Origin of the sequence: Neptuniibacter marinus, assembly GCF_965223595.1 — a bacterium.
In the GTDB taxonomy this organism is placed as follows: domain Bacteria; phylum Pseudomonadota; class Gammaproteobacteria; order Pseudomonadales; family Balneatricaceae; genus Neptuniibacter; species Neptuniibacter marinus.
Window position 1 is genome coordinate 1,540,338 of the sequence record NZ_OZ245004.1, and the last position, 23,920, is coordinate 1,564,257.

The following is a 23,920-nucleotide window of genomic DNA, read 5'->3' on the forward strand; positions in this document are numbered from 1 at the left end:
ATTAGTCTCTATTATTCAAAAAAAACAGGTGCTTACGCGGTTACCCAGATAACCTCTGCATCTTCATCACTGGTTGAAATTAACGCGTGCCCCATCTCACAGTCGTAATAGGCGGAATCACCAGTGAATAGCTCTAGTGGTTCGTAGAGCTCAGTATAAAGTAATAAAGAACCACTCAGGACAAATAGAAATTCTTCGCCGTCATGTCTGACCCAATCATTAAATTCGTCAAATGTTCTCGCTCTTACCGTTGTGCGGTATGGGATCATTTTTTTTGTGCTTAATTGTGTTGACAGTAATTCGTGCTCATAGGTTGGAGTAGGGTGGGGCTGGCCTTCGCCGCCTCGTGTTATATCTCTGCGTCCACCGGTTCCTGCTCCCCGCTTGGGTTGTGAAAACAGCTGAGGAATATCTATGCCTAACCCTTTTACGAGTTTATTAACTGCGGTAAACGTGGGTGATATTTGCTCATTTTCAATCTTTGATAAAGTAGATCTTGCTAAGCCGGTGAGCTTGCTTGCCTCTTCTAGCGTTAGGTTCTGACTTAAGCGAATCTCTTTAACACGCTTTCCTAACATAAGAGGTTCAAGTGTTGCCTCTGTTTGAGCATTAGCACGTTGCAGGCCTAGTTTTTCTTTCTCTTCTTTTAGGAAAAATGGCTCATCAGACATTCATGCAACTCCAATTTACTTTCTATTTTCTTGCTAAGTGTATCAGATAGTTTAGCGCTAGTAGTTTATTGATAGAAGCTAAGTGCCATTACCATGGTGTAGCTTTTACTTGTTTGAATCCAGTAACTGTTTTTGGATTAACGCTACTCTCTAGCCCTATTTTACGGTGAGAAATTTCCGTGCATCGAAGATGCTTTATGGACTAGTTATGATTTATCGTTCTTCAAAATGGGGCAACCTCTTCAATTTCAAAATAAGCTTGTTGTATACGCAGTAGCGTAGGGTTCTGATAAGTCCTATCTCTGCATATAGTGCCCCACGCCGATAACTTATTCTGAATGCTTGTAGCAACAACTATCTCATGGCTATAAGCCCAGTATTAAATACTTAAGTTAAGAATTCCGCCCGTGTGCGAGGATTTGATTTGAATATACCTCCTAATGCGGTTGTTTCTGTTTCAGAGTTTACATCCATTACGCCGCGCGATTTTACACAGTAGTGAGTTGCATTAATTGATACAGCCACATTATCTGTATCAAGTAATGTTTGTAGCGCGATTAATATCTGTTTAGTTAAGCGTTCTTGCACTTGAGGACGCTGGCTAAAAAAGCGTACAAGGCGATTAATTTTAGATAAACCTATAATTTTGTCTTTGGGTATATAAGCGACTTTTGCCGTGCCATCAATGGTCACGAAATGGTGTTCGCATGAGCTTAATACGCTGATATTGCGAACCTTGACCATCTCTTCGAGGTCCATCTTATTTTCAATCATCGTGATCTTTGGGAAATTTTCGTAATCTAAACCAGAAAAGATCTCATACACATACATTTTGGCAATGCGGTGCGGTGTTTCGAGTAAGCTATCGTCTTCTAAGTTCATACCCAGTGTGCTGACGACGTCTGACATTAACCCCTTGATTTTCTCATAGCGTTGTTCTTGGTTCATACCATTATCAATGGTGGGTGTTTCTAACCCCTTTGCTATGAGCTGGTCTCGAACTGCAGAAGCTTCTGCTGAAATCATAGTGTTACCTTCAGTTGGTTAATACAGTAAATGCCCTACGCTATAACCAGATAATCAGATCACCGGATTTGAATATAACGTCTTTATTACCACTAGTGACATTAGGTTTAATTAAAATAGATCAGGGAAAGGGAAATCGTCACACATCATAAGAGGATGTTTAGTGACGTTGATCGCGTGATCTAAATCTGAGCCTTCTCGCATTGCGTTTATGATAAGCGTTAGTACAAAAGTGATTGAGTAATATTCCACATGAGATGTTAAAAATGGCAGGCTAATATCATCATGGGCTTGCTTGCTCAAGCGAGCGGCTAATTGAGCTGCTTCACTGTCGTCGAAACCTTCGTCAATGTTATGAATAAGTTCATAGATCTCATTAGGAAGGCTTTCATATAGATAGTTATCAATTTTTAGAATTATTTTTAGTAAAACGGCCTGTTCTTTTGGCTCGCTCAAAAAAGGCAGGCTTACTTTTTCATTTAAGCGTTCGGCAATTTTAATTGATTCTGATTTATTTAACAGTTGGCGTTGAGAACGCTTGGCGAAATAGGCCTTTACTAACGCGCTATATTGATCATCTTTAAGCGATATTTTAGCCATTATAAATCCTTTAAATTACCCTGAGTCATAAAACATAACAATTTTAAGTCAGTTTTATGTCTGGGGATAGGGTAGATAAAGATTGTATGACAAATAGATTGCCTATTTAGTACGATCAGTGTCAGATCAACAAATGCTTACAATTGTAAATAAATCGATGAAACAAGTACTTAATCAATATATGATGCTAGAAAAATAAATATACCATGCAAGATAACTTGTTGTAGTCAGAGGGATTATTGATGTTTTTCTCAGGAAAATTGAACCTTCAATTAAAAGATTTGCAGAATGAAGTTGAGCAGCTGCGTAAAGAAAATCAAGATTTGATGTCTGAAAACCAGACGTTAACTCGTCGTTGTTATGAGCAAGAGAATACTCATAGTAATCAAGATGATGGTAAACAAGCTATCTGCGCTGCTTGGGTTGAAGGGAATGGATTAATTACCCATGTTCGGGGCACAATTTCTGAATCAGGTGATCGTTTAGAAAATGAAAAGGCTAATCTGAATGGTTCTTTTCATATTTTTGATGAAACACGCACCGCTGTTGAAACAATTTTAGAGCGTGTTCACGTTATCCAGCAACGAGCCCAAGATGGTAATTCCAATGTTCAAGGACTGCGTGTTGTTTCACAAGAGATTGAAACATTTGTTGGTGTGATTCGTGATATTTCGGATCAAACTAACCTGCTTGCCTTAAATGCTGCAATTGAGGCTGCACGTGCTGGTGAATCAGGCCGAGGGTTTGCGGTTGTTGCTGATGAGGTTCGAAACCTTGCACGTAAGGCTAGTGAAGCCAGTAACGAGATCGCTAATTTAGTTGCTCAGATTAGTTCGCAAACAACAACCGCCTCTGAAGATATTGGACAAGTAGATATGCTTAGTAGTGAAGTTGTTGCTTCGGCTGAGCAAATCAAAGGTGGCGTTCGTGATGTAGTTCAGCTATCTGAGCGTATGTGCATTGTTATTGATCATAGCGCTGCGGATTCTTTTATTGAAAGCGTCAAATTGGATCATGTTATTTGGAAGAACGATGTTTACAGAGGCATTGTTACAGGGAAATTAAATGATTTTTCGGCCTTAGCTGATCACACATCTTGTCGCTTAGGTAATTGGTATTACAATGGTATTGGCCGAGATAAATATAGCCAACTGCCTAGTTTTAATAGTCTTGATGCACCACATGAGCGTGTACATTCGTCGGGCCTTGCTGCGGTAGAAGCTGCGCGTTCCGGTGACATGAAATCGGCAGCATCGCATTTGGCCTTGATGGAAAGCGCAAGTTTAGAAGTTGCTACAGTACTTGATCGTTTGAATACGGAATTTAAAAACAGCTAATGCCCGTATTACCCGTTGAATAACGAGGGTTATGTGAAATTAAAGGCTAGGCGACTCGTAATGATCGCCTCGTGATTTATAGTAATTATTGCTCTCTTTTGTATGGGACTAATTGACTGAATGTCCACTTCGCTTAATAGCTTAGCCGTATTTTGTGGATCAAAGTCTGGTTCTGATCCCATTTATATTGATCAAGCAAAAAAGCTTGGTGTCTATTTGGCTGAAAATGATATTCATTTAGTATACGGCGGTGCTCGTTCAGGATTAATGGGGGCCATCGCTTCAAGTTGCTTATCCCAAGGTGGTAAGGTGACGGGGGTAATGCCGGTCTCTTTAGAAAAGAAAGAGTCTATACAGCCAGGTTTGACCGAGCTTATTGAAGTGGATTCGCTTCAAATACGCAAAAGTAAAATGCTCTCTCTGAGTGATGGGTTTATTGCCTTACCGGGGGGGAGTGGAACTTTAGATGAAGTATTTGAAGTGATAACGCTATCCCAAATGGGGGTGCATAAAAAGCCTTCAGCCTTTTTAGATATTAATGGCTTTTATACGCCATTAATTAACTTTCTTGTCAAAGCAGCAGATCAAGGTTTTATCCACCCTGACTATTTAGATATGCTGATAGTATCTTCTGATATTCAGAATTTGATCCAACAGATGCAAACCTTTACTCACCCTCATACTCGGTTTAATCCATCTTAATCGGATGAGTGTCGGTAAAGTATTTAGTAAAGAAAAATTGATTGGTCAATTGTATTTATTTATATCTCCTTCCACACTAATAACTGACGTTTTTGTCAGGCCGTTAAACCTGATCATTCAACTTGGCTACTTATCCATATGAATAACTCCACACTGTCAGAGACAGAATTAGCTGCATTATTGGATGCATTTTCAGAGCCCGCTGCTGTTTTGTCGGGTGATTATATGATCATTGCTGCGAATCAAGCCTACCGAGACCACTATGCGCAATTTGGTCAAGTTGCAGGCCTACATTGTTACCAAGTTTCACATGGTTATCAGCGGCCTTGTGATCAGGAAGGGGAGTCTTGTCCTTTACAGCGCTGTAAACAAACGGGGTTACGCCAAAGAGATTTACATTTACATAATACAAATCATGGTCAGGAGCATGTAGATGTAGAACTATTACCAATCCCTGTAGGGGAAAAGGACCCCCATTATTTTCTTGAGGTTATGCATTTGGTCAAAGTAGCCAATGCAAAACCAGAAGGTGAAGGGTTGGTGGGTAGTTCCAAGGCTTTTAACGAAATGGTCTCTCTTATTCAACGGGCAGCCCCGAGCATGATTACTGTTTTGCTGTTAGGAGAATCAGGAACAGGCAAAGAGCTCGTAGCTAAAGCGCTGCATTCTGCGAGTAAGCGTTCGCAAAAGCCTTTTGTGACGGTTGAGTGCTCCGGGTTAAGTGAGAATCTTTTTGAAAGTGAAATGTTCGGTCATGAGAAAGGAGCATTTACAGGTGCGGTTAATAAAAAAGAGGGACTTGTAAGTGCTGCACGAGGAGGTACCTTATTTCTTGATGAAGTCGGTGATATACCCCTCTCTTTACAAGTTAAATTATTACGTTTGATCGAAACGGGTACTTATCGTGCTGTTGGTGGTGTGGAGCTAAAACATGCAGATTTTAGGTTAGTCTGTGCAACTCATCAGAATTTAGCCGACAAGGTGGAGGCGGGGCTTTTCCGTCAAGATCTATATTATCGAATCAGTTCATTTCCCATTTCTCTTCCACCATTGAGAGAGCGCGTTGACGATATTCCTCTGCTGGTTGAAATTCTACTAAAACGACTTGTCGAAAATGAAGATATAGGTTCAGAGGCCAAAGAGCTAACTATTAGTAACGAAGCGATGGATCTTTTACAAGCGTATAGCTACCCAGGAAATATACGAGAGCTAAGAAATATTCTCGAACGGGCTATGCTTTTATCTGATTATCAAGTGATTAGCCCCGAACACCTACCGAAGCATATAAAGCCTCTTCTCCCAAATAGCGCCTTATTAGATCAGACAATAATAAAACCTCTTCCAGAGAATAGTGAGAATGGACACAAGTTGGTCCCTTTAGCTGACCTTGAAGCTATTTATTTAACTCAGATTAAGAAAAGTACCTCTTTAAAAAATAATGAGTTAGCTAGCCAGTTAGGTATTAGCGAGAGAACGCTCTATAGAAAGCTGCGGGGACTTTAAGCATATTCTATGGCTATGGGTTAAAGAGCATAGATGAATTTTTACACGGTTTTTTATATAAGCAATCTATATATTAGTTTTATACGATGGTCGCATTCTTGTATATTCGGCAATGACATATAGTTATACCCAAAGATAATATAAAAATAATAAGTGCTTTGAGTACGCCGCTTGGAGGCATCAATGTCGAAGATCATCAAAGGGCCAAGTACGCGCGAATTAATGGAACAGATGGTTCAAGAATCAGAACATCTATCTATTAGTGATCGTCGAGACTTTCTACGAAAAGGGGTAGCCGCAGCGGCAGGAATAGCTGCAACAACATTTGCAGGGCGTTCCACTGCTGCAGAAATCAATAAAACAAACCTTCCTCCTAATGAACCTACTTGGGGAAAGCAGTTAGGTCACGGTGTCGTAGAACAGCCTTATGGTTCACCTTCCCAGTTTGAAAAACATGTTGTACGCCGTACAGTCCCTTGGTTAACAGCCGATTCTATCGCATCTATCTCAATGACCCCTCTACAAGACTTAAAAGGCATTATTACGCCTAATGGACTTGTTTTTGAACGTTATCATGGGGGTGTGCCTCAGGTTAATCCTGATGAACATCGTCTAATTATTCATGGTTTAGTTGAGCGGCCACTTATTTTTACCATGGAAGACCTTATGCGCTTTCCATCGGTTTCTGAAATTAAATTTATCGAATGCCCAGCGAACGGCGGTATGGAGTGGAAAGGGGCTCAAATGGAAGCCTTGCAGTTCACTCATGGGATGTTGAGTTGTTGCGAATGGACAGGCGTACCTTTGCGAGTATTGCTTGAAGAGGCCGGTGTTAAACCTGAAGGGAAGTGGATTTTAGCGGAAGGTGCCGATGGTGCACATATGAGCCGTTCAATACCATTAGAAAAAGCCTTGGATGATACGCTTGTTGTCTATGCACAAAATGGTGAAATGCTTCGTCCTGAACAGGGTTACCCTTTACGGTTGTTAAATCCGGGCTGGGAGGGGAATACCTCAATTAAATGGCTTCGCCGTTTAGAGGTGGGTGATAAGCCATGGTACCACCGCGAAGAAACCTCTAAATATACAGATCTAATGCCGGATGGTCGCGCACGCAAGTTTACCTTTGTTCAAGAAGCAAATTCCGTTATTACAACGCCTTGCCCAGAAAACCCATTAGTTAAACCTGGTTTTGTCGAGATAGAGGGGTTAGCTTGGTCGGGTAGAGGGAAGGTAAAACACGTAGATATCTCTTTTGATGGCGGTGTCAGTTGGGTGCCAGCAAATTTGAAAGGGCTTGTGTTGGATAAATCATTAACTCGCTTTAGTTTGGTGACTAAGTGGAACGGTCAGCCTTGGCTTCTTCAGTCTCGCTCTGTTGATGAAACAGGCTATGTCCAACCGACATTAGCGCAGTTACGTGAAGTTCGTGGTGGTAATTCGATCTACCACAAAAACTCTATTCACACATGGAAGGTTGCACCAACAGGGGAGATTACAAATGTTCAAATCACTTGATATGACAAAGCCCCTGATAGTTCTAGGTTTAGGTTTAGGTTTAAGTTTGACGGTAACCGCTATGTTTACTCATGCCGCTCAATTTGGCATTGGTGAAACAGCAACGGCTGAGCAGATAGAGGGTTGGGATATTGACATCCGTCCTGACGGGAAAGGTTTGCCGGAAGGGAGTGGCACAGTCGAAGCGGGTGAGGTCTTATACGAGGAGCGTTGTGCTACTTGTCATGGTTTGTTTGGTGAAGGTGAGGGGCGCTGGCCCGTTCTTGCTGGAGGGCAGGGAACCCTTAAAGATGAACGTCCCACGAAAACGGTTGGTTCTTATTGGCCATATGCGTCTACACTATACGACTATATTCGACGTGCAATGCCATTTACTGCACCACGCTCCCTATCGGATCAGCAAGTTTATGATGTTACGGCTTATGTGCTTTATCTGAATGAGATCGTTGAAGAGGATTTTGTATTAACAAAAGACTCTTTAGCGAGCATTGAGATGCCTAACCAAGATAACTTTTTTATAGATCCGCGTCCTGATGTGCAAAATAAGCGTTGTATGGAGAACTGTGCAGATCCTAAAAAGCTTATGATTACAGGGACTCTTAAGGGAATAACGCCTGTTGGCCACTTTGTTCAAGGTGCTGACGCACCCGCTGCATCCCATGACGCACAGATGGAGAAAGAGCAAGAGGAAGAGAAGCAACGTAAAGCTAGTATTACAGGCGAAGCGATTGCGGAGAAGCATGCTGTAGAAGCGGCCTCATTATCCGAATTAGCGTTGGCAGGGAAAACAACTTACGAAGGGGCTTGTAAGGTTTGTCATGGATCGGGTTTAACAGGTTCCCCCAAATTTGGTGATTCAGACGCTTGGTCTGCTCGTATTAAAAAAGGGATGCCAGTGCTGCTTGACCATGCCGTTAATGGCTTTTCGGGTGATACTGGTGTGATGCCACCTAAAGGTGGGAGAGTCGATCTTAGTGATCAGCAGGTTGAACAAGCCGTTGCTTACATGGTTGAATCTAGCCAGTAAGCCTCATTAATATATAAAACCTAGTAATTAACTAGATTTTATCGCCCACATGGGCATTTTATAACAATAAAAATACTGTCGTTAGACAGAACTCCGGAGGAGAAATAATGCGTAAGCTGAGCACCTCTCTCTGTGCGGCTGGTTTATTGGCTATGGTTACAGCAGGTTCTGCTATAGCTGATAACCATGATGATCAGATTGCATTGGGGAAAGCCGTTTATTTGGATAAGTCTCGGGGTAATTGCATCTCCTGTCATACCATCGCTGATCCAGATGCGAATTTGGCAGGGAATCAAGGACCACCGACCCTTTCGATGAAAACTCGTTTTCCAGATAAACGTAAATTACGTGCCCAAATTTGGGATGCAAGTAAAAATAATCCTCTGACAATTATGCCTCCAGTAGGGAAGCATTGGATTTTGTCAGAAGAAGAAATTGATGCTGTCGTAGAGTATATCTACCAGTTCTGATCTCCCAAAATGGGTGAAGAAAGAGGAAATTTAGAATGAGCATAAATCGTCGTTCAGTCATAAAAGCGATTGCTGCAAGTGGAGCTTTGGTGGGTGCTAGTGTATTGGTACCACGTATTGCAATGGCAGCATGGACACAGAGTGCGTTTAAAGCAGAAGATCAAGAGACCGCCATGCAAGAGTTGCTTGGTGGCACAGCAGAAGAAAGTGCAGAGGTGACATTAAAAGCACCTGACATCGCAGAAAATGGTGCCGTTGTCCCAGTCACTGTTCGCTCTAGTTTAGCGAATGTTGAGTCAATGAGTGTTTTTGTTGAGCACAACCCAACTCCCCTTGTTGTTGAATTCATTATTCCAGCAGGCACCGATGCTGATGTATCTACACGTTTACGTATGGGCAAAACCTCTAAGGTAACCGCCGTTGTTAAAGCTGAAGGTAAGCTTTATAGCGCATCAAAAGAAGTAAAAGTTACTATCGGCGGTTGTGGCGGTTAATCCAGTTAAGCTAATACAGAGGTATGAATCATGGCTAAGGGCATTTTAAGAGTTAAAGCGAAGGTTTCTGGTGGAAAAACTAAAGTTAAATTGATGGCTAAGCACATCATGGAAAGTGGCCAGCGCAAAGATAAAAAAACGGGCGAGTTAATTCCCGCAAGATTTTTGCAGGAGCTTAAGATAATGCATGCAGGCAAAGAGGTTTTTGTAGCGAACCTTGGAACCGCAGTATCTAAAAACCCTTATTTCGCGTTTAACTTTGCAGGCGGGGCGTCGGGTGATGAACTGACCATGACCTGGATTGAAAACACAGGTGAGACGGCTACAGAAACTGCCAAAGTAAAATAATTAGCAACTACCTGTTACTGGGTGGCGCTTTGGGGTGAATAATGAAAATAATAAGAAAATTAGCGTTGGGCTTTGCTGTTGCGGCAGCAACACACATAACCTACGCAGCAGATACTGGATTTGATATGCAAACTGTCGATCCAGAGGCGGACAGAATAGCACTGCAAAACTATTACAAATCTCGCTTCCCTGATACGGAATTAGCAGATTATGTAAATGGTATCTATTCAGTTGATGCGGATTCAAGGGAACAGTGGGTAGAACTTGAAGAGTTCCCTCCTTATGAATTTGATGTGGAAAAAGGAGAAGAGCTTTTCAACACAGCCTTTGCAAACGGGAAAGGTTATGCGGATTGCTTTGAAAACGGAGGTATAGGTATTCGCCATAAATACCCGTACTGGAATAAAGAAGAAGGTACGGTTAAAACACTTGAGCAAGAGATCAATGAGTGCCGAGTGAAGAATGGTGAGGAAGCGCTTAAATGGTCTAAAGGCCCGATTGCTCAAATATCAGCTTATATGGCATGGACTTCACGAGATAAGGTTTTTGATATACAGATTCCTGAGGATGACCCTAGAGCCAAAGCTGCCTATTTAGAGGGTAAGAAGTTCTTTTATTCTAAGCGTGGTCAGTTGAACCTATCTTGTGCCAATTGTCATCTTCAAGGCTCGAATATTCGTATTCGTGCAGACCTACCGGGTCCTCAATTAGGGCATGTGACACATTTTCCTGTTTTCCGCTCTAAATGGGGAGAGTTAGGTACGTTGCACCGCCGTTACAGTGGTTGTCATAGAGATTCTCGTTCAGATCCATTAAAACCTCAGGCTGAGGAGTTCCGTAACTTGGAGTATTTCCAGAGTTATATGTCCAATGGTCTTGTGGCTAATGGCCCTGGTGCACGTAAGTAATAGGAGGGTAGCAACATGAATAAAGGTTTAATTATTGCTGCTGTTCTGGCGCTTGCGCCAACATTTGCCGCAGCTGAAAGTTTTCAAAATGCGTTTGAGATGAACCGTGCAATGTATGGTAAAGGTCATGTTTTTACCTGGCAGGGAAAGCAGTATACGACTCAGCATGAAGAGGAGGCCGAGGCTGCTGTTAAGGCGACTAAGGCGAATGCTGAGGCATTATTGGATAAGGCTAAGGCAAAAAATGCTGAAGTGGCTGAACTAGGTTATGAGTGGAAGCTGACTCGAGGCCTTCTAAAAGAAGCTCAAACGGCGATTGATGAGGGTGATTATCAAAAAGCTCTTAATTTAGCGGCACAAGCTAAATATCACGCACGGATGGGTATTCAACAGTATCATTATGCGCAGGCAAATTGGCATCTTGCCGTTCCTCAATAGGAAAGCGCTAATATCGTCCAGAGAGCAAACATAATCGGTTTACTCTCTCATAATGTACTTTTAAAAATACCTGCTGAGGTTGTACGCAGCAGGTTTTTTTTCCTCAAAAGAGGTGATTATTTATGTCGATGACACGCCGTGAATTTGCTCGTTTGTTAGGTATGGCGGGCGCTGCGGGGGTTCTTCCTGCAACAGGTTTTGCCGCAAAGAAACAGCCTTCAGATCTATATGAAATCCCTAAAAGTGGTAATGTTCGTCTTCTACACATGACCGATTGTCATGCCCAGTTACTCCCTGTGTATTTTCGTGAGCCAAATGTTAATTTGGGAATTGGTAAAGCCTATGGCCAAGCACCTCACCTTGTGGGTGATAAGCTACTTAATCATTTTGGAATTAGTTCCGGGTCACTTGAAGCGCATGCATTTACCTATTTGAATTTTGGTGATGCTGCTAGCCGTTACGGAAAAGTCGGCGGATTTTCCCATCTTAAAACCTTAGTGGATCGCTTACGCCAAGATTATGGATCAGAAAGCACGCTTCTATTAGATGGTGGTGATACGTGGCAAGGTTCAGGCACCGCATTTAAAACGCGCGGCATGGATATGGTTAAAGCTACGAATGAGCTTGGTGTTGATGTTATGACCGGTCATTGGGAGTTTACTTACCATCAAGAGGAGATTCTTAATAATATAAAAGCCTTCAATGGTGAATTTCTCGCTAACAATGTTTTTGTAACAGAAGACGCGCTTTTTGATGGGGCTGATGAGTATATCTTCGATGAAGATAGCGGCCATGTCTTTAAGCCTTATTCGATTAAAGAGATAGGTGGAGCGCGTATAGCGGTTATAGGCCAAGCTTTCCCTCGCACTAAGATAGCTAACCCTGCGCGTTTTATCCCTGATTGGACTTTCGATATTTATGATAATGAGATGCAGGCTTTAGTTGATAAAGTACGTGCAGAAGAGAAGGTCGACGCCGTTATTGTGCTTTCCCATAATGGTATGGACGTTGATTTGGCGATGGCCAACCGTGTTTCCGGTATTGATGTTATTTTGGGAGGGCACACCCATGACGGTATGCCGCAACCTACTACCGTTAAAAATGCTACCGGCCAAACCTTGGTATGTAATGTAGGTTCAAATGGTAAATTTCTAGGTGTTATGGATTTGGATATTCGTGACAGCAAAGTGCAAAGTTACAACTACCGGTTGATGCCTATCTTCTCTGAAATTTTACCTGCTGATCCCGCAATGGCTAAATTAATCGATGATATTAGAGCCCCTCATATGGGCTGGCTAACAGAAGAGCTGGCGCTTGCTGATGAAGTGATGTTCCGTCGAGGTAATTTCAACGGTACCTTTGATCAGCTAATCTGTAATGCGTTAATGGATGTAAATAATGCTCAGATATCATTATCCCCTGGCTTCCGTTGGGGAACCTCAGTCCTTGAGGGACAAATGATCACTATGGAGCATGTTTTAGATCAAACCTGTCTGACCTACCCTGAAACTTATGTGAGACCGATGAAAGGTTCAGAACTTAAGTTAATTCTGGAAGATGTGGCAGATAATATCTTTAACCCAGAGCCATATTTGCAGTCAGGTGGGGATATGGTTCGTGTTGGTGGTTTTGATTATATCTGTGACCCTATGCAACCTATAGGTAAACGTATTAGTGAAATGACGCTCGATAATGGTGAGCGTATTGATGCGAATAAAACCTATACAGTATCAGGCTGGGCGACGGTAGGTTCCCAATCTGAGGGGCCAATTATTTGGGATGTAGTGGCTGATCACTTACGTGATAAAGAGGTCGCACGTATTGATAAATTGAATACACCTATTTTGAAAAATGTGGGTAATAATCCAGGGATAGCGGATTACGCTAAAATGGAGTCATAACATTTAGGCGATCAAACAGAGTGGAAGTCCCTTTTTAGCGATTAAGAAGGGGCTTTTTTATTGGCAGTAACATATGGAAAAATAGCAGAATCCCTCCTTTTTTGTTTAAATAGCCGCCAAGCGAAATAATCCAGATCTGCTTCAAGGGAGAAATTGTGAAACCAATAAAAAGCATGCTTAGAACATCTGTATTATCTCTAGTCCTAATCGGGTTGACTGCTTGTAATGCGGCAGGCGTAAAAACCGACACATCGACTGAGGCCGCTGCCGAAAATAGCCAATCAACAAAGGTTAATGCGTCGTCTAAAACTAAAAGCGAACCCGCATCAGACCTGCCTGAAGCTAATGCCAGTGAAAAACTAGATGTTGTCGGTAATCGTTTGACTGCTGTGCAGGATCATTTACTACAGATGAAATCTCAGGCTGCCCAATTACAACAACAGAACCAAGCGCTTTCTTTGCAGATCCAAAGCTTGAAAACAGACCTGCAAGGTGCATTCGCTCAATCCGATTCTCCTGATTCTGCGCAGGCAGCACCCACACCTGATGCTTTTAATGGCGTATTAGATCAGATAACGATGATGGCTAACGAATTAAGTAGTCAAGTACAAGATGGTTCCTATCGTATAGTCTCTGCTTATACGGCAAAGGATCAGTGGATTTTAATACGCTATCATCGTTTTACGGGAGAGGCTTGGTTAGCCGACCAAGGGGCGTGGAACCTTCTTGAGGAAAGTGGTGCGACAGGCACAGCGGAATATGAAGTGGTTTTACTGCGTGCAGATGGTGATGGCAAAGGTTATGTTGCTGCTAGGATTGATCGTATTACCGGTGAAACTTGGTGGTTAAGAGAGAATATGTGGCAACCCTATGTTAACTACTAAGGTTAGTGATTAGTGCAAGAAACGTTTACAAACAAACCTAATGTAGATGAGCTGATTAATCTGTTTAATCAGCTTTTTTTCGAACGCTATAATACGGTGTTAATTAAAGGTGAGGAGGAGCCTATCTACCTTCCTGCGGATAATACTTCACCGCATAACCGAATCGTTTTTGCTCATGGCTTTTTCGCCAGTGCGCTACACGAGATTTCCCATTGGTGTGTGGCTGGTGCTAAACGTCGAGAGCTGGTGGATTTTGGTTATTGGTATAAGCCAGATGGCCGTACAGCTGAAGAACAAAGAGAATTTGAAAAGGTTGAGGTTCGCCCTCAGGCCTATGAATGGATTCTTTCAGTTGCTGCAGGTCATCGCTTTCACTTTAGTGCCGATAACTTATCATCGGAGATAGGCGCAAGTGATCACTTCCAAGAAAATGTACTCAAAATGGTTCATGGGTTACTGGATCATGACTTGCCTGAGCGAGTGGGTATGCTGGTTGAGGCTTTGCGGATCCACAATAATCGTGAACCTTTATCAAAAAACGAATTTAAGCTTTAACCCCACCGCCTTATTAATTGATCAACTTAATACACTTTTATCGAGCACACCTTTATCAATGAGCAACAGTAAGACGTTTGTGCATTCTAGTTTTACATGGTCGCGCAGTAATCTTACTGCTGGTGTAATTGATTGCCGAGTGGGGCAGACTAACCAGAGTTCGCTGGAGCGAGGTTTGAAGTTGGGCATGACATTGACGACCCTATCATTAAGTAAGTCGTTTGACATATCAAGACAAGATTTAACAGCAAGCCCTTTCCCCGCGACACACCAGCGTCGTACCAGATCACCGTCATTTGAGGCACGATTGCCACTCATTTTTATTTTGTAATTATTCTGATCATCCCTGAAGCTCCAAACATTATGAATCACATCATGTAGTTGGTAAAACAATCCATGGTGAGATACGAGATCATGGGGATGTTGAGGTGTGCCATTATGTTCTAAATACTCCTCTGTCACACAGAGTAAGCCGGGAACATTACAGATCTTAAATCCATAAAGGTTACTGTCTTCTGGTGAACCATAACGGAATGCCATATCTACTGAGTCGCAGATAGTGTAGACACTTATATTGCTGACCTTTCTCAGATGTCACAAGTGATAGCTTTAGCTGAAGCCGTGAAGACGACTCATGGGAAGATCGATGTGTTGATTAACAATGCAGGGATTTTCCGAGCAGAAAATAATACAATCCTTGAGGGGCTAGATATTCGTTTTGCTGTTAATACAATAGTGCCCTATTTGTTGACGCATAGCTTACTGCCGTTACTCGGTGAAAAAGGGGCGTTTTATTAACTTCCATCAGCAGCTCAAGCCACCGTTAATATTAATACTTTAATTGGTAATGGTGTTGTCGAAGATGATTTTTCTGCGTACGCACAAAGTAAATTGGCGCTTACAATGCGGTCTAAGGCATTAGCTCAGAAGGCAGATAGCCCAGTAGTTATCGCTGTTAATCTAGGTTCAATGCTGGGTAGTAAAATGGTTAAAGATAACTTTGGCGTTGAGGGTGGAGACGTTGCTATAGGCGCACATATTTTGATGCGTTTAGCTCTTGATGATGAGTTTGAAAGCAAATCGGGTGGGTATTTCGATAATAATCTAGGGTATTTTTCTACTCCTCATCTGGATGCATTAGAGGTCAATAAGTCTGAAGAGATCGTTAATGGGATAAAAAAGTTTTAAGGCTTTAACGTCAAGTAGGGCCCAATTTATATAGAGTACCAATAAAAAAGTCCTGAAGGTTCAGGACTTTTTTATTGACCGTCGGTTATCACTAATGGCGGTTTTTTTATTGGTACTATCTATTTAATGGTGGTGTTTATGTTCTGTCATACCGGCCATTATTTTTTGCACAGGAAGCATTAGCTGTTGATTACTACCGTCAGAAAACGTTAGCGTCATATCAATCTCTGTTCCTTCAACTAAATCCTGCTTTAGACCAATTAGCATGACATGATAGCCGCCCGGTTGTAGGCTGACTTTACCTTCAGCAGGTAACTTTATTTGATCAACTTGGCGCATTTTCATTATGCCGTCCTCGTTGATATGGTTATGCAGTTCAACTGTTTCAGCAACACTGGAGCTTGCAGAAAGCAAAGAAACAGCTTTCGAATCGGTATTGTGTATTACCATAAACGACGCGCTATTTACTTGCCCTGGAGGGACGGCACGGGCATAAGGGTTTTCAATAGTTACATCGGCAGATGCATGGATTGCCGTTAACCCTAAAGTGCCGATGATGCATGCACGACTTATCAATGTCTTAATCATGTTTGATTCCTTTTACAATAAATCACGAATTTCGGTAGCAAGTTCTTTAGGTGGTAGTGCATGTGGAAGTGCTTTAGCAAGCTCTCCTTCACGATTAATTAGGTAGAGTTTGGATGAATGGTCTACAGCGTATCCCATTGCAGACTCTTCCAGATCTACCATGCGATAGAATGCACCATATTGCTTAACCACTTGATCAATGGTGGCTCTGTTTGCAGTCGCACCGATAAAATTAGGATGAAAAAAAGCAGTGTATTTCGCTAGTTTTTCAACGCTGTCCCGTTCAGGGTCCACACTCATAAATATGCCTACGACCTCTTTTTGTTCCTCTTTAGATAGATTATGTAATCCTTGGGATGCAACTGCGAGAGCGGTTGGGCAGATATCAGGACAAGAGGCGTAGCCTATAAAAAACAGTACGACTTTGCCGCGATAGTCTTCAAGTTTAAGTGGGCCTTGAACGCTTTCAAGGGTGAAGTCTCCCCCTAGTTGTTCACCCAGCGCGATTCTATTTTCGATCGGCTGAGGACGAAAATAGAAAGCAATGGCAACACCCGCTAACATAACGGCGGTTAAAAGAAGAAGATTACGCAGTGTTTTCACAATAAATTACCTGTACTGAATATCATTTGAGCTTGTGTTATTTAGCATCGAAGAAAAAATCGGCCTGGGTTCGCTCTCCCTTATGCTCTGTAACAACAGAGGTAATCCATGTCATCGTACCTGTAGTACAAACCCCAAGGGTGACTTCTCCGCGCCAAAGATCCTGTTCCCCAGCAACTTTTTTAAGCATAACTTGGTTGAGGCCCATAAACATATCTCGACCTTTTAAATCCAGCATCACTTGATCGGCGGCAATATCTTGAAGCTTTACTTCAAACTCCAGAGGTTTAGCTGAGCTAATGGTCGGGGTGTTAATTTTTAGACGAATTGCTCCAGTGCTGTCGCTGGCTTTACAGAATGTTTGGGTTAGTTCGCACCCGGGAGTTGATTGCAAAATACGCGTTTGTGGGGGTGTATTATGCATCAACTGTGGTAGATATATTACAGAACCTAAACCAAAGATGGCTGCAACGATGATCATCACTTGAAGGAGATGGGGGCTTTTATCTTTGGTTTGCTTCATTCTATAGCTATCCCGAGTGCCGTTTTATTTTACTGGTTAAATAGTGAGTAAGAGAAGTGACAAATTGTCGCATAAAGGGTTCAAGCATACTGCTAAGAAGTATAGAGGCAAGCTAATAGGTTTTTTTGGATGTCTTCTTTTGCTAATGCTTGGGTAGTGATTATCTCTAGTCGGGAGTCTCGACGGTAAGCAATAGGTGAAAATGTTGCCTCATCGATCACTTGATTATAAAGCACCCAGCCTTCGTCGGTATGGAAAACCCCCTTTATACGCTGTATTTTCAGTAAACTCTTGAAGATGCTTTTAAGGGAATCTAGCTTAAAAACATCCTCGCTATTAAAAACCCATCCACAACTATAGAGTCCATTACTTTGTCCCTCTTTAACGAAGGGCATAGCGGGTTTAGGTATTAGCTGTAGCTGAACTGTAGGTAAAGAGACTTTACTAGACGTACTCGGTGTAGCTAAATTGGAAGCTGATATTTCAGCGTCCGAATGAGCATCAGGGAAAAGAGCCTGACGTCCTCCTTTACCGATAAGATCAAGCAGATTAAGAGACACCTCACCATTAATGCTTTTTATCACTGCTTGTTTTGGTGGAAAGAGCGTAGTGGATTGCTGCTCAGCAAACGAGATTTGTGCCTCAGTGGCTAAATCAGTTTTGTTTAAAATAATAACATCAGCTAAATTAATTTGATCTTGGAACGTAGGATTACTCACCGTCTCTTGATTATCTAAACTACGTGGATCTAATAAACAGATGACTGAACGAAGATCCAAAATATCGCGAAAATTTTCATTTTGTAGGGTATCTATAATTCCCGCGGGATGACCTATACCTGTAGGTTCGATGATCAAGCGGTCCGGTTTAGAGCGACGAAGTAGTATAGCGAGTGTTGAGGTTAATGCAGGCCCTAGTGCACAGCAGATACACCCACCGGCAAGTTCTTTAATTGCGACACCATCAGATGGTGTTTCCATAACCGCTTGATCAATACCGATCTGCCCAAACTCATTAACTAATATTGCCCATGTTTCATCTTTAGGCTTTTGCGATAAAAGTGCATTGATGGCGGTGGTTTTCCCTACCCCAAGGAAGCCCGTAATTATGTTCGTAGGTATATTTTCTAACTTAGGCATAAGATTTGTCTCTTTTATATATTAAGGGTAGTTGTGAAAACAGCATACCGATGAGCATGAAGCTGCAGCCAAGGATACCGAGGAGAGAGAAGCTTTCGTCGAGGAGAAACCATCCACCCACTGCAGCAACGACAGCTTCTAAACTCATAATGACGGCGGCATGGGCTGGCGGTGCGTTTTTCTGCGCCACGATCTGTAAGGTATAGGCGATACCAACGGATATAAAGCCTGCATAAGCGATAGGCAGCCAAGAGTTAATTGCATTGTTAAGGGTAAATTGTTCACTTTCTAGTATCAGTGCTGTGAATCCGCTCAGGGCTGCACAGACTAAAAACTGTAGAATGGCGAGACGTAAGTTGTCCACTTTAGGTGCCAGCTTGGCAATTAATAGGACATGGATTGCCCAGCAAACTGCGCCACATATTTCTAAAATATCACCCCTATTTATCGCTGTTAATTGGTGAAAGCTTAAGAGGTAAAGTCCAATTACGGCAATGCCACCACCTAGCCATGTGTTAATGGTTGTGCTTTGTCCAATCCACAATCCCAATAAAGGCACAAAAATAATATATAGGCCGGTTATAAAGCCAGCATTGCCTGCGGTCGTATAGGCTAGGCCCGCTTGTTGAAACGACGCACCGAGAAAGAGTACGCCGCCCGCTGCTAGAGCGCTTATTAATAATTGTCTATTGCTGTGATCGGATGGTGCTTTGAAAAAAAACAATAAAGGAAGGAGGGAGAGGGCACCTAGTAGAAAGCGTAGCGCATTGAAGCTAAAGGGACCAAGTAACTCAAGGCCTAAGCGTTGTGCAACAAAAGCTAACCCCCAAATTATGGCGACAAGTAGTAAAAGTAAATCGGCTTGTATTTTTTGTGTTTGCATTAATTTAGCGGCACTCTATTAAAGCCCAAGGTTATATGTGTCTTTAAATATTTTGCTGTGTGTTGCGTATAGTAGATATGCGGATTATGCCTAATTACACAGTTAAAGAAGAGAGTTTTATTTTTTGTAAATAGTGTTGCAAATCATTCTCAGTTGCAATATTATCGTACTCGCTCATAAGTGATAGGCAGTGGACGACCTCACCTCACAACGCTGCCGAAACTTGCTGAATTAACATATGCTCACATGTTGGTTCAGCGAACATTGATTCTCCCCCTCGATAATCAATGTATTAAACTGAATGCTCACCTATTCAGTTTAAACCAGATAAGCCGGACCTTTTGGTCCGGCTTTTTTTATATTTAAGCTGCTTACAAATAAAGATTAAATTATTTTAAAATTTACTGTTAATAGTGTTGCAAATCATTCTCATTCGTATATTATCTATATCAACACGTCAGACGGCAGGCTCCCCTCACAAGTTGTGCCGTCATGCTTTAGAAATATCGCATTTCGTGTGTGTAGTCCTATAGGTGCTGAGTTCAGGCCTCAGCGCCTATAGGGGTCGGAGAATCGATTTGGATGCTCCAAGCACAGGCTCTTGTCATTAAAGCAAAATTGCTTAACCGGAACCCCAAGGGGCTCCGGTTTTTTTTTATTCAAAAATTTAAGATTCAAATTTTAAAAATAATTATCCTCCTATAAAGGGATAAATTAATTTCATCTCTATGGGAGTCGTAATTTACTTGTCTAGTCAGGGGTTATGACTAGAGCGCTAGGTGGGAGAGTTGCTGTTGGCTTGAGCGCTAAAGCTCATAGGAATTAGGTCGGGGGAGTGATGCTCCCCCAGCGTTTTGCATTAAAATCTTTAGCTTACGTTAAACCGTTTCATTTTGTTAAACAGGTCTTCAGCCATATTTTTAAAGCTGGTGGCAATTCCCAAAGAATTTTGCGAAAGCTCTTTCGCCGTCACATTTTGATCATTTAAGTGCGTTAAGTTTTGGTTGATCTCATCAGTCACTTGGCTTTGCTGCTCCGTTGCTGTGGCAATTTGGATCGCCATATCATTGACTTGATTCGCGGATACGCCAATGGCATTTAATATTTCTTGTGTGCTCTCTACCAATTTAACGGATGTAGATACTTGCGACGAGCCGTCTCTGATCGATAAAACCGCTTCGTTTACTCCCGATTGAAGTTTCTCAATCATTGATTGAATCTCTTCAGTTGATGCTTGGGTTTTACTGGCTAGGGATCTGACTTCATCTGATACAACAGCAAATCCGCGTCCGTGATCGCCTGCGCGGGCAGCTTCAATTGCGGCGTTTAATGCAAGAAGGTTGGTTTGATCTGCTATGCCCCTGATCACATCGAGTACTGAAGCAATACTTTCTGATTCCAAGGCAAGTTTAGCAATCACTTGTTCTGCGTTTGATACGGAGAGTGAAAGGTTGTTAATTTGAAGGACAGAGTCATTAATAATATTGCGGCCATTGCTACTGATATCCACAGTTTTAGCTGATTCGGATGAAGTTTGCTGTGCATGTTCAGCTACTTCGCTTATGGCTGTATTAAACTCAAATACGGCAGAGGCAATCATCTCTACACCTTGGCTTTGTTTGCTAACAATCGTCATGCTGTTATTAGCTGAGTCATGTAGCGTTTGAGCGTCGGCATTCATTTGTGATGCCCGTTGACGAATATCGGTTATTAATGTTTCTAAATTGGCGACAAAGTCATCAAATGCGTAGGCTAATTCGCCTAACTCATCTTTTCTCTGTGAATTGATTCTCAGCGTTAAGTCACCATTACCTTGGCTAATCTCTTTAATGCTACGGGTTAATTGTGTAATGCTGTTTACTAATAATTTAGGAGTGAAATAGGTTAGCGCTGCAGCAATAGCGAGTACAATAAAGATGAATATACCTAGACTGAGACTGACCTTTTCGATTTTTTGGGTAAGATGCTCACGTTTATTGCGCGATTTTGCGTCAAGGGCTTCACCTGCTAAATTGTATAATCCTCTTAAGTCCGCAAAAGCTGGAACTGTCTGCTGGTCGCTCCAAGTTTCAGCTTCATCTATACGTCCATTATCAACTAAGGTAAAAGTTCGTTCTGCTTTAGTTTTCCAGCTATTGAAGGCCGAGTCAAAGGCGTCCAGCTGCTGCATAATGTCAGGATATTCCTTCATTAGCGCCCTGTATTGATTCATGCGTTCAAAGGCTTGGTCTGCGTTTTCATTGAAGTCTTTTTTTACTGAGCTGTCTCTTTTACCTAGTAGGTAGTTTAATTCGGCTTCTTTGGCCTGATACAGATCTCTATCTGCATTAAGTACGGCTGAAATGGCGGGTAAGTAATTTGTTCCAAATCGATTAACTCCATCTTTGAGTTCATCGGTTAGTAATTTGGCAGAAAATGAGATTAATAATATAGCTAAAGTCAGCATCACCATCGCTGCTGATAACTTGAACCTGATACTATGGAATATGTTTTTTTTCATTATTATTTTGTTCCTAAATAAACGGTTACCCTCCAATATAGGCTATAAAATCTAAAAGTGGAATTTGTTGATTAGGGGGGGTCTTATAGGGCTTTCAAGAGCTCGATAAAATTATCTGATCAGCGGTAAGCTGATGTGATGATGAGAAAATGGGTCTTTTAAAATCTTAAATTTTACTGATAAATAAGTTGATTAGAGAAGGCTGAGTTCTCTCTTACTCGCCCTCGCCCTGTATGCATAACCCCGTTCTTGGTTAAAAAACTTCATTACCCCTCATTCTATTTCTTCGTTATTTGTGTCAATTATTGCTTTTGATTGGCATAAGAAAGCGCACCAAAAAGTTGTCTCATACCAACAAAGACAGTCATTGCGCAACATTGCCTATCTTTCTCATATATAGCTATTAGGTTGTGAAAATAACTAACTCCTTGTTTTTGTTAGTTTAATTTTTTTGGCCCGAAAAAATGCTCTGATCTAAATCAATATGAATTTACTGGAGCCGTAGTATGGGCGCATCTATATCACTCGATTTCATCACACATAAGTTCAGTGCTTCAGCGGAACCTACGCTGAAAGATATTGAAACTTGCTTATCCTGAGGGTACCCAATTGATGATGTGTCATGACTATCCTCCTGCTACACGCGCTCATCAATCGGTAACAACCGTTGCAGAACAGCGTAAACACAATATCCATATACACGATAAGGTGGATGAAAACGCATTTATCAGTGCGCGTAACCGCCGTGACAAAACTTTAGACTCGCCCCAGCTTTTGTTCCCCTCTGTACAAGTAAATACTCGAGCAGGGGAGTTTCCAAAAGCGGAAAGTAATGGTTTACAGTATTTGAAAATCCCACTGAATTTTTTGTAAGGGTTTGATGTTAAATATTTTTTAAAGTGAATGGGCGGTTATCATTTCCGCCCAGAATCATGCCACTGCTGTTCACCTAGAAACAGATAGGCCGTTTTATTCAGGCAAAATCCAGTGTCAGCACAACACGCTTCTCACCTTGTTTCACCGCTGGAGATCGATGTACTGCACCTAAACCCTCATTGCCATACCAGCCTTCGCCTTTTAGTAGAACAATATCACCTTTGTTTACTTGCTGAATGTCGGCCATCTGAGAGTATAAACCTGAGACATCATCGCTTAAGCCCATATTACCCGGCCCAAGTTTACTACGATCTACATCGTCATTGCTGAGCCATTCGGTTCCTTGCCCTTGATAAGTACTAACCAAACGACAACCCAACTTATCTATATGAAAGCGGGGACACATAGCGCGATCTAACACTTGTAACCTCAGACCTACTTCATCAAGTTCGAACAAGCAGCTATACATATCCAATAAGAGAGCGAGATCCTCTACAAATTCTGGTTGACCCTCTAAGTCAGGTAGCGAGAATTTGAGTGACTCTACAGCTGTTTTAGGGTTGACCACTGAGCGGAGGTTAAAGTGCGACTTATTCTCAACGAGTGCTTGGCAATAGTTGGCGATCACATCAGGTAGTGAACGTTGCACAATAACGAGATTGATCTGTTCTTGGTAGATTGCTGTCATGGTTTCAGGAGAGTCCCCTGTCACATGGTTATTTTCATGCTGGTAATGCTTTAAATAAGTATTACTCTCTACTGGCTCTGTGGCACCCACTGCGATCACCTGTCCTAATGAAATTAATCATTATAATATAACATAATGATTAATTTTGAGTCCCCCGCAAAAGAAAATTATCTGCATATCACTGTTACCAATGTTGTGTTTATACCTTATGACGGTTTGAGTCTTATATTTCAGTATGCTAATTTAATGTTAACTATCCGCTTTGGATTAGAGGGGTAATTACATAAGTTTATGTGACTAGATTTATGCGACCTCGTTATACAAGTGCTAATGCGTTACTTGCTCGAATAGCCCCCTCTGAATTTTTGTGATGCCGTTCCTGTTCTATACCTAGATGATTGACATCAAGGAAATTTCAGCCGGTTTGTTCGATACTACTTTAGGATTAAGTTAACTTTTTGTTTAAACGACATGTGAAGTCACCGTACATATAGGTCTGATTGTTGGCAGATCTACGTGCCTCTCCCTGATGATCAAATATGCCGAGATG

Annotated in this window: 27 protein-coding genes and 1 pseudogene; 17 read left to right on the forward strand and 11 right to left on the reverse strand. The window is 41.9% G+C overall.

Features of this window, described 5'->3' with window-relative positions; translation table 11 throughout:
* Nucleotides 1–32 precede the first annotated feature (32 nt).
* The 3 genes from ACOQOE_RS07115 to ACOQOE_RS07125 form a co-directional block, all read right to left on the reverse strand.
* A complete protein-coding gene (locus ACOQOE_RS07115) occupies nt 33–671 on the reverse strand; it encodes a helix-turn-helix domain-containing protein (RefSeq protein WP_197468012.1) in 639 nt (212 codons plus the stop codon).
* Between the two features lie 387 nt (nt 672–1,058).
* Entirely contained in the window at nt 1,059–1,697 is a 639-nt protein-coding gene (gene folE, locus ACOQOE_RS07120) for a GTP cyclohydrolase I FolE (protein ID WP_067864337.1), read from the reverse strand.
* 111 nt (nt 1,698–1,808) lie between these two features.
* On the reverse strand, nt 1,809–2,297 hold the full coding sequence (locus ACOQOE_RS07125) for a hypothetical protein (RefSeq protein WP_067864340.1): 489 nt from the start codon (nt 2,295–2,297) through the stop codon (nt 1,809–1,811).
* A 326-nt stretch (nt 2,298–2,623) separates the two neighbouring features.
* On the opposite strand from ACOQOE_RS07125, the pseudogene ACOQOE_RS07130 reads away from it, so the two are divergent.
* The 14 genes and pseudogenes from ACOQOE_RS07130 to ACOQOE_RS07195 form a co-directional block, all read left to right on the forward strand.
* Nucleotides 2,624–3,196 (forward strand): annotated as a pseudogene (locus ACOQOE_RS07130) (methyl-accepting chemotaxis protein); the annotation flags it as partial.
* Between the two features lie 54 nt (nt 3,197–3,250).
* On the forward strand, nt 3,251–3,634 hold the full coding sequence (locus ACOQOE_RS07135) for a CZB domain-containing protein (RefSeq protein ID WP_231867948.1): 384 nt from the start codon (nt 3,251–3,253) through the stop codon (nt 3,632–3,634).
* Between the two features lie 120 nt (nt 3,635–3,754).
* Nucleotides 3,755–4,336, forward strand: a complete 582-nt coding sequence (locus ACOQOE_RS07140) for a TIGR00730 family Rossman fold protein (protein ID WP_067864347.1) — start codon at nt 3,755–3,757, stop codon at nt 4,334–4,336.
* Nucleotides 4,337–4,474: 138 nt separating this feature from the next.
* Nucleotides 4,475–5,839, forward strand: coding sequence for a sigma-54 interaction domain-containing protein (locus ACOQOE_RS07145; protein ID WP_067864351.1), 1,365 nt, complete (start codon nt 4,475–4,477; stop codon nt 5,837–5,839).
* 183 nt (nt 5,840–6,022) lie between these two features.
* The gene (gene soxC / locus ACOQOE_RS07150; protein ID WP_067864353.1) at nt 6,023–7,357 is read left to right on the forward strand and encodes a sulfite dehydrogenase; all 1,335 of its coding nucleotides are present in this window, start codon (nt 6,023–6,025) and stop codon (nt 7,355–7,357) included.
* The gene (locus ACOQOE_RS07155; RefSeq protein ID WP_420555323.1) at nt 7,341–8,384 is read left to right on the forward strand and encodes a c-type cytochrome; all 1,044 of its coding nucleotides are present in this window, start codon (nt 7,341–7,343) and stop codon (nt 8,382–8,384) included. Before soxC ends, ACOQOE_RS07155 begins: the two co-directional genes overlap by 17 nt.
* 107 nt (nt 8,385–8,491) lie before the next feature.
* Nucleotides 8,492–8,854: a sulfur oxidation c-type cytochrome SoxX gene (soxX, locus tag ACOQOE_RS07160; protein ID WP_067864358.1), complete on the forward strand. Its 363-nt coding sequence runs from the start codon at nt 8,492–8,494 to the stop codon at nt 8,852–8,854.
* A gap of 35 nt (nt 8,855–8,889) precedes the next feature.
* Entirely contained in the window at nt 8,890–9,348 is a 459-nt protein-coding gene (soxY, locus tag ACOQOE_RS07165) for a thiosulfate oxidation carrier protein SoxY (protein ID WP_067864361.1), read from the forward strand.
* 30 nt (nt 9,349–9,378) lie between these two features.
* Nucleotides 9,379–9,696 (forward strand): thiosulfate oxidation carrier complex protein SoxZ, encoded by a 318-nt coding sequence (soxZ, locus tag ACOQOE_RS07170; RefSeq protein WP_067864364.1) that lies wholly within the window; start codon nt 9,379–9,381, stop codon nt 9,694–9,696.
* 41 nt (nt 9,697–9,737) lie between these two features.
* Nucleotides 9,738–10,604 (forward strand): sulfur oxidation c-type cytochrome SoxA, encoded by an 867-nt coding sequence (gene soxA / locus ACOQOE_RS07175; protein ID WP_420555324.1) that lies wholly within the window; start codon nt 9,738–9,740, stop codon nt 10,602–10,604.
* A gap of 15 nt (nt 10,605–10,619) precedes the next feature.
* Nucleotides 10,620–11,042, forward strand: coding sequence for a hypothetical protein (locus ACOQOE_RS07180; RefSeq protein WP_067864371.1), 423 nt, complete (start codon nt 10,620–10,622; stop codon nt 11,040–11,042).
* 122 nt (nt 11,043–11,164) lie between these two features.
* Nucleotides 11,165–12,943, forward strand: a complete 1,779-nt coding sequence (gene soxB / locus ACOQOE_RS07185; RefSeq protein ID WP_420555325.1) for a thiosulfohydrolase SoxB — start codon at nt 11,165–11,167, stop codon at nt 12,941–12,943.
* Nucleotides 12,944–13,098: 155 nt separating this feature from the next.
* Nucleotides 13,099–13,827: a hypothetical protein gene (locus ACOQOE_RS07190; RefSeq protein WP_156473661.1), complete on the forward strand. Its 729-nt coding sequence runs from the start codon at nt 13,099–13,101 to the stop codon at nt 13,825–13,827.
* A 12-nt stretch (nt 13,828–13,839) separates the two neighbouring features.
* Nucleotides 13,840–14,382: an elongation factor P hydroxylase gene (locus ACOQOE_RS07195; RefSeq protein ID WP_420555326.1), complete on the forward strand. Its 543-nt coding sequence runs from the start codon at nt 13,840–13,842 to the stop codon at nt 14,380–14,382.
* A 21-nt stretch (nt 14,383–14,403) separates the two neighbouring features.
* Here the strand turns inward: ACOQOE_RS07195 and ACOQOE_RS07200 are convergent, their stop codons facing one another.
* Nucleotides 14,404–14,922 carry a LysR substrate-binding domain-containing protein gene (locus ACOQOE_RS07200; RefSeq protein WP_420555327.1) on the reverse strand — a complete coding sequence of 173 codons (519 nt, stop codon included), beginning with the start codon at nt 14,920–14,922 and terminating at the stop codon, nt 14,404–14,406.
* Between the two features lie 51 nt (nt 14,923–14,973).
* Between ACOQOE_RS07200 and ACOQOE_RS07205 the strand changes: the two genes are divergently transcribed.
* Both ACOQOE_RS07205 and ACOQOE_RS07210 read left to right on the forward strand, forming a co-directional pair.
* Complete coding sequence (locus tag ACOQOE_RS07205; RefSeq protein WP_067864384.1) at nt 14,974–15,180, forward strand: SDR family oxidoreductase; 207 nt, start codon at nt 14,974–14,976, stop codon at nt 15,178–15,180.
* 105 nt (nt 15,181–15,285) lie between these two features.
* The gene (locus tag ACOQOE_RS07210; RefSeq protein WP_067864388.1) at nt 15,286–15,570 is read left to right on the forward strand and encodes a hypothetical protein; all 285 of its coding nucleotides are present in this window, start codon (nt 15,286–15,288) and stop codon (nt 15,568–15,570) included.
* 123 nt (nt 15,571–15,693) lie between these two features.
* Here ACOQOE_RS07210 and ACOQOE_RS07215 read toward each other — a convergent pair whose 3' ends face one another.
* From ACOQOE_RS07215 to ACOQOE_RS07240, 6 genes are all read right to left on the reverse strand, one after another.
* Nucleotides 15,694–16,158, reverse strand: coding sequence for a copper chaperone PCu(A)C (locus ACOQOE_RS07215; protein ID WP_067864391.1), 465 nt, complete (start codon nt 16,156–16,158; stop codon nt 15,694–15,696).
* Between the two features lie 12 nt (nt 16,159–16,170).
* Nucleotides 16,171–16,761 (reverse strand): SCO family protein, encoded by a 591-nt coding sequence (locus tag ACOQOE_RS07220; protein WP_420555328.1) that lies wholly within the window; start codon nt 16,759–16,761, stop codon nt 16,171–16,173.
* A gap of 37 nt (nt 16,762–16,798) precedes the next feature.
* Entirely contained in the window at nt 16,799–17,284 is a 486-nt protein-coding gene (locus tag ACOQOE_RS07225; RefSeq protein ID WP_067864396.1) for a hypothetical protein, read from the reverse strand.
* 92 nt (nt 17,285–17,376) lie between these two features.
* Nucleotides 17,377–18,423: a CobW family GTP-binding protein gene (locus ACOQOE_RS07230; protein WP_420555329.1), complete on the reverse strand. Its 1,047-nt coding sequence runs from the start codon at nt 18,421–18,423 to the stop codon at nt 17,377–17,379.
* Nucleotides 18,416–19,306, reverse strand: a complete 891-nt coding sequence (locus tag ACOQOE_RS07235) for a DMT family transporter (RefSeq protein WP_420555330.1) — start codon at nt 19,304–19,306, stop codon at nt 18,416–18,418. The genes ACOQOE_RS07230 and ACOQOE_RS07235 overlap by 8 nt, the downstream gene beginning before the upstream one ends.
* Nucleotides 19,307–20,174: 868 nt before the next feature.
* The gene (locus tag ACOQOE_RS07240; RefSeq protein WP_420555331.1) at nt 20,175–21,806 is read right to left on the reverse strand and encodes a methyl-accepting chemotaxis protein; all 1,632 of its coding nucleotides are present in this window, start codon (nt 21,804–21,806) and stop codon (nt 20,175–20,177) included.
* A gap of 579 nt (nt 21,807–22,385) precedes the next feature.
* Here ACOQOE_RS07240 and ACOQOE_RS07245 point away from each other — a divergent pair.
* Nucleotides 22,386–22,679 (forward strand): hypothetical protein, encoded by a 294-nt coding sequence (locus ACOQOE_RS07245; RefSeq protein WP_420555332.1) that lies wholly within the window; start codon nt 22,386–22,388, stop codon nt 22,677–22,679.
* Between the two features lie 100 nt (nt 22,680–22,779).
* Here ACOQOE_RS07245 and ACOQOE_RS07250 read toward each other — a convergent pair whose 3' ends face one another.
* A complete protein-coding gene (locus tag ACOQOE_RS07250) occupies nt 22,780–23,460 on the reverse strand; it encodes a DUF1826 domain-containing protein (RefSeq protein WP_420555333.1) in 681 nt (226 codons plus the stop codon).
* Nucleotides 23,461–23,920: the final 460 nt, after the last annotated feature.

Bases quoted from the DNA above. Each gene is read 5' to 3' on its own strand.
- ACOQOE_RS07115 (WP_197468012.1), bottom strand. From the start codon at position 671: ATGTCTGATGAGCCATTTTTCCTAAAAGAAGAGAAAGAAAAACTAGGC.
- folE (WP_067864337.1), bottom strand. From the start codon at position 1,697: ATGATTTCAGCAGAAGCTTCTGCAGTTCGAGACCAGCTCATAGCAAAG.
- ACOQOE_RS07125 (WP_067864340.1), bottom strand. From the start codon at position 2,297: ATGGCTAAAATATCGCTTAAAGATGATCAATATAGCGCGTTAGTAAAG.
- ACOQOE_RS07135 (WP_231867948.1), top strand. From the start codon at position 3,251: ATGTGCATTGTTATTGATCATAGCGCTGCGGATTCTTTTATTGAAAGC.
- ACOQOE_RS07140 (WP_067864347.1), top strand. From the start codon at position 3,755: ATGTCCACTTCGCTTAATAGCTTAGCCGTATTTTGTGGATCAAAGTCT.
- ACOQOE_RS07145 (WP_067864351.1), top strand. From the start codon at position 4,475: ATGAATAACTCCACACTGTCAGAGACAGAATTAGCTGCATTATTGGAT.
- soxC (WP_067864353.1), top strand. From the start codon at position 6,023: ATGTCGAAGATCATCAAAGGGCCAAGTACGCGCGAATTAATGGAACAG.
- ACOQOE_RS07155 (WP_420555323.1), top strand. From the start codon at position 7,341: ATGTTCAAATCACTTGATATGACAAAGCCCCTGATAGTTCTAGGTTTA.
- soxX (WP_067864358.1), top strand. From the start codon at position 8,492: ATGCGTAAGCTGAGCACCTCTCTCTGTGCGGCTGGTTTATTGGCTATG.
- soxY (WP_067864361.1), top strand. From the start codon at position 8,890: ATGAGCATAAATCGTCGTTCAGTCATAAAAGCGATTGCTGCAAGTGGA.
- soxZ (WP_067864364.1), top strand. From the start codon at position 9,379: ATGGCTAAGGGCATTTTAAGAGTTAAAGCGAAGGTTTCTGGTGGAAAA.
- soxA (WP_420555324.1), top strand. From the start codon at position 9,738: ATGAAAATAATAAGAAAATTAGCGTTGGGCTTTGCTGTTGCGGCAGCA.
- ACOQOE_RS07180 (WP_067864371.1), top strand. From the start codon at position 10,620: ATGAATAAAGGTTTAATTATTGCTGCTGTTCTGGCGCTTGCGCCAACA.
- soxB (WP_420555325.1), top strand. From the start codon at position 11,165: ATGTCGATGACACGCCGTGAATTTGCTCGTTTGTTAGGTATGGCGGGC.
- ACOQOE_RS07200 (WP_420555327.1), bottom strand. From the start codon at position 14,922: ATGGCATTCCGTTATGGTTCACCAGAAGACAGTAACCTTTATGGATTT.
- ACOQOE_RS07205 (WP_067864384.1), top strand. From the start codon at position 14,974: ATGTCACAAGTGATAGCTTTAGCTGAAGCCGTGAAGACGACTCATGGG.
- ACOQOE_RS07210 (WP_067864388.1), top strand. From the start codon at position 15,286: ATGCGGTCTAAGGCATTAGCTCAGAAGGCAGATAGCCCAGTAGTTATC.
- ACOQOE_RS07215 (WP_067864391.1), bottom strand. From the start codon at position 16,158: ATGATTAAGACATTGATAAGTCGTGCATGCATCATCGGCACTTTAGGG.
- ACOQOE_RS07225 (WP_067864396.1), bottom strand. From the start codon at position 17,284: ATGAAGCAAACCAAAGATAAAAGCCCCCATCTCCTTCAAGTGATGATC.
- ACOQOE_RS07230 (WP_420555329.1), bottom strand. From the start codon at position 18,423: ATGCCTAAGTTAGAAAATATACCTACGAACATAATTACGGGCTTCCTT.
- ACOQOE_RS07235 (WP_420555330.1), bottom strand. From the start codon at position 19,306: ATGCAAACACAAAAAATACAAGCCGATTTACTTTTACTACTTGTCGCC.
- ACOQOE_RS07240 (WP_420555331.1), bottom strand. From the start codon at position 21,806: ATGAAAAAAAACATATTCCATAGTATCAGGTTCAAGTTATCAGCAGCG.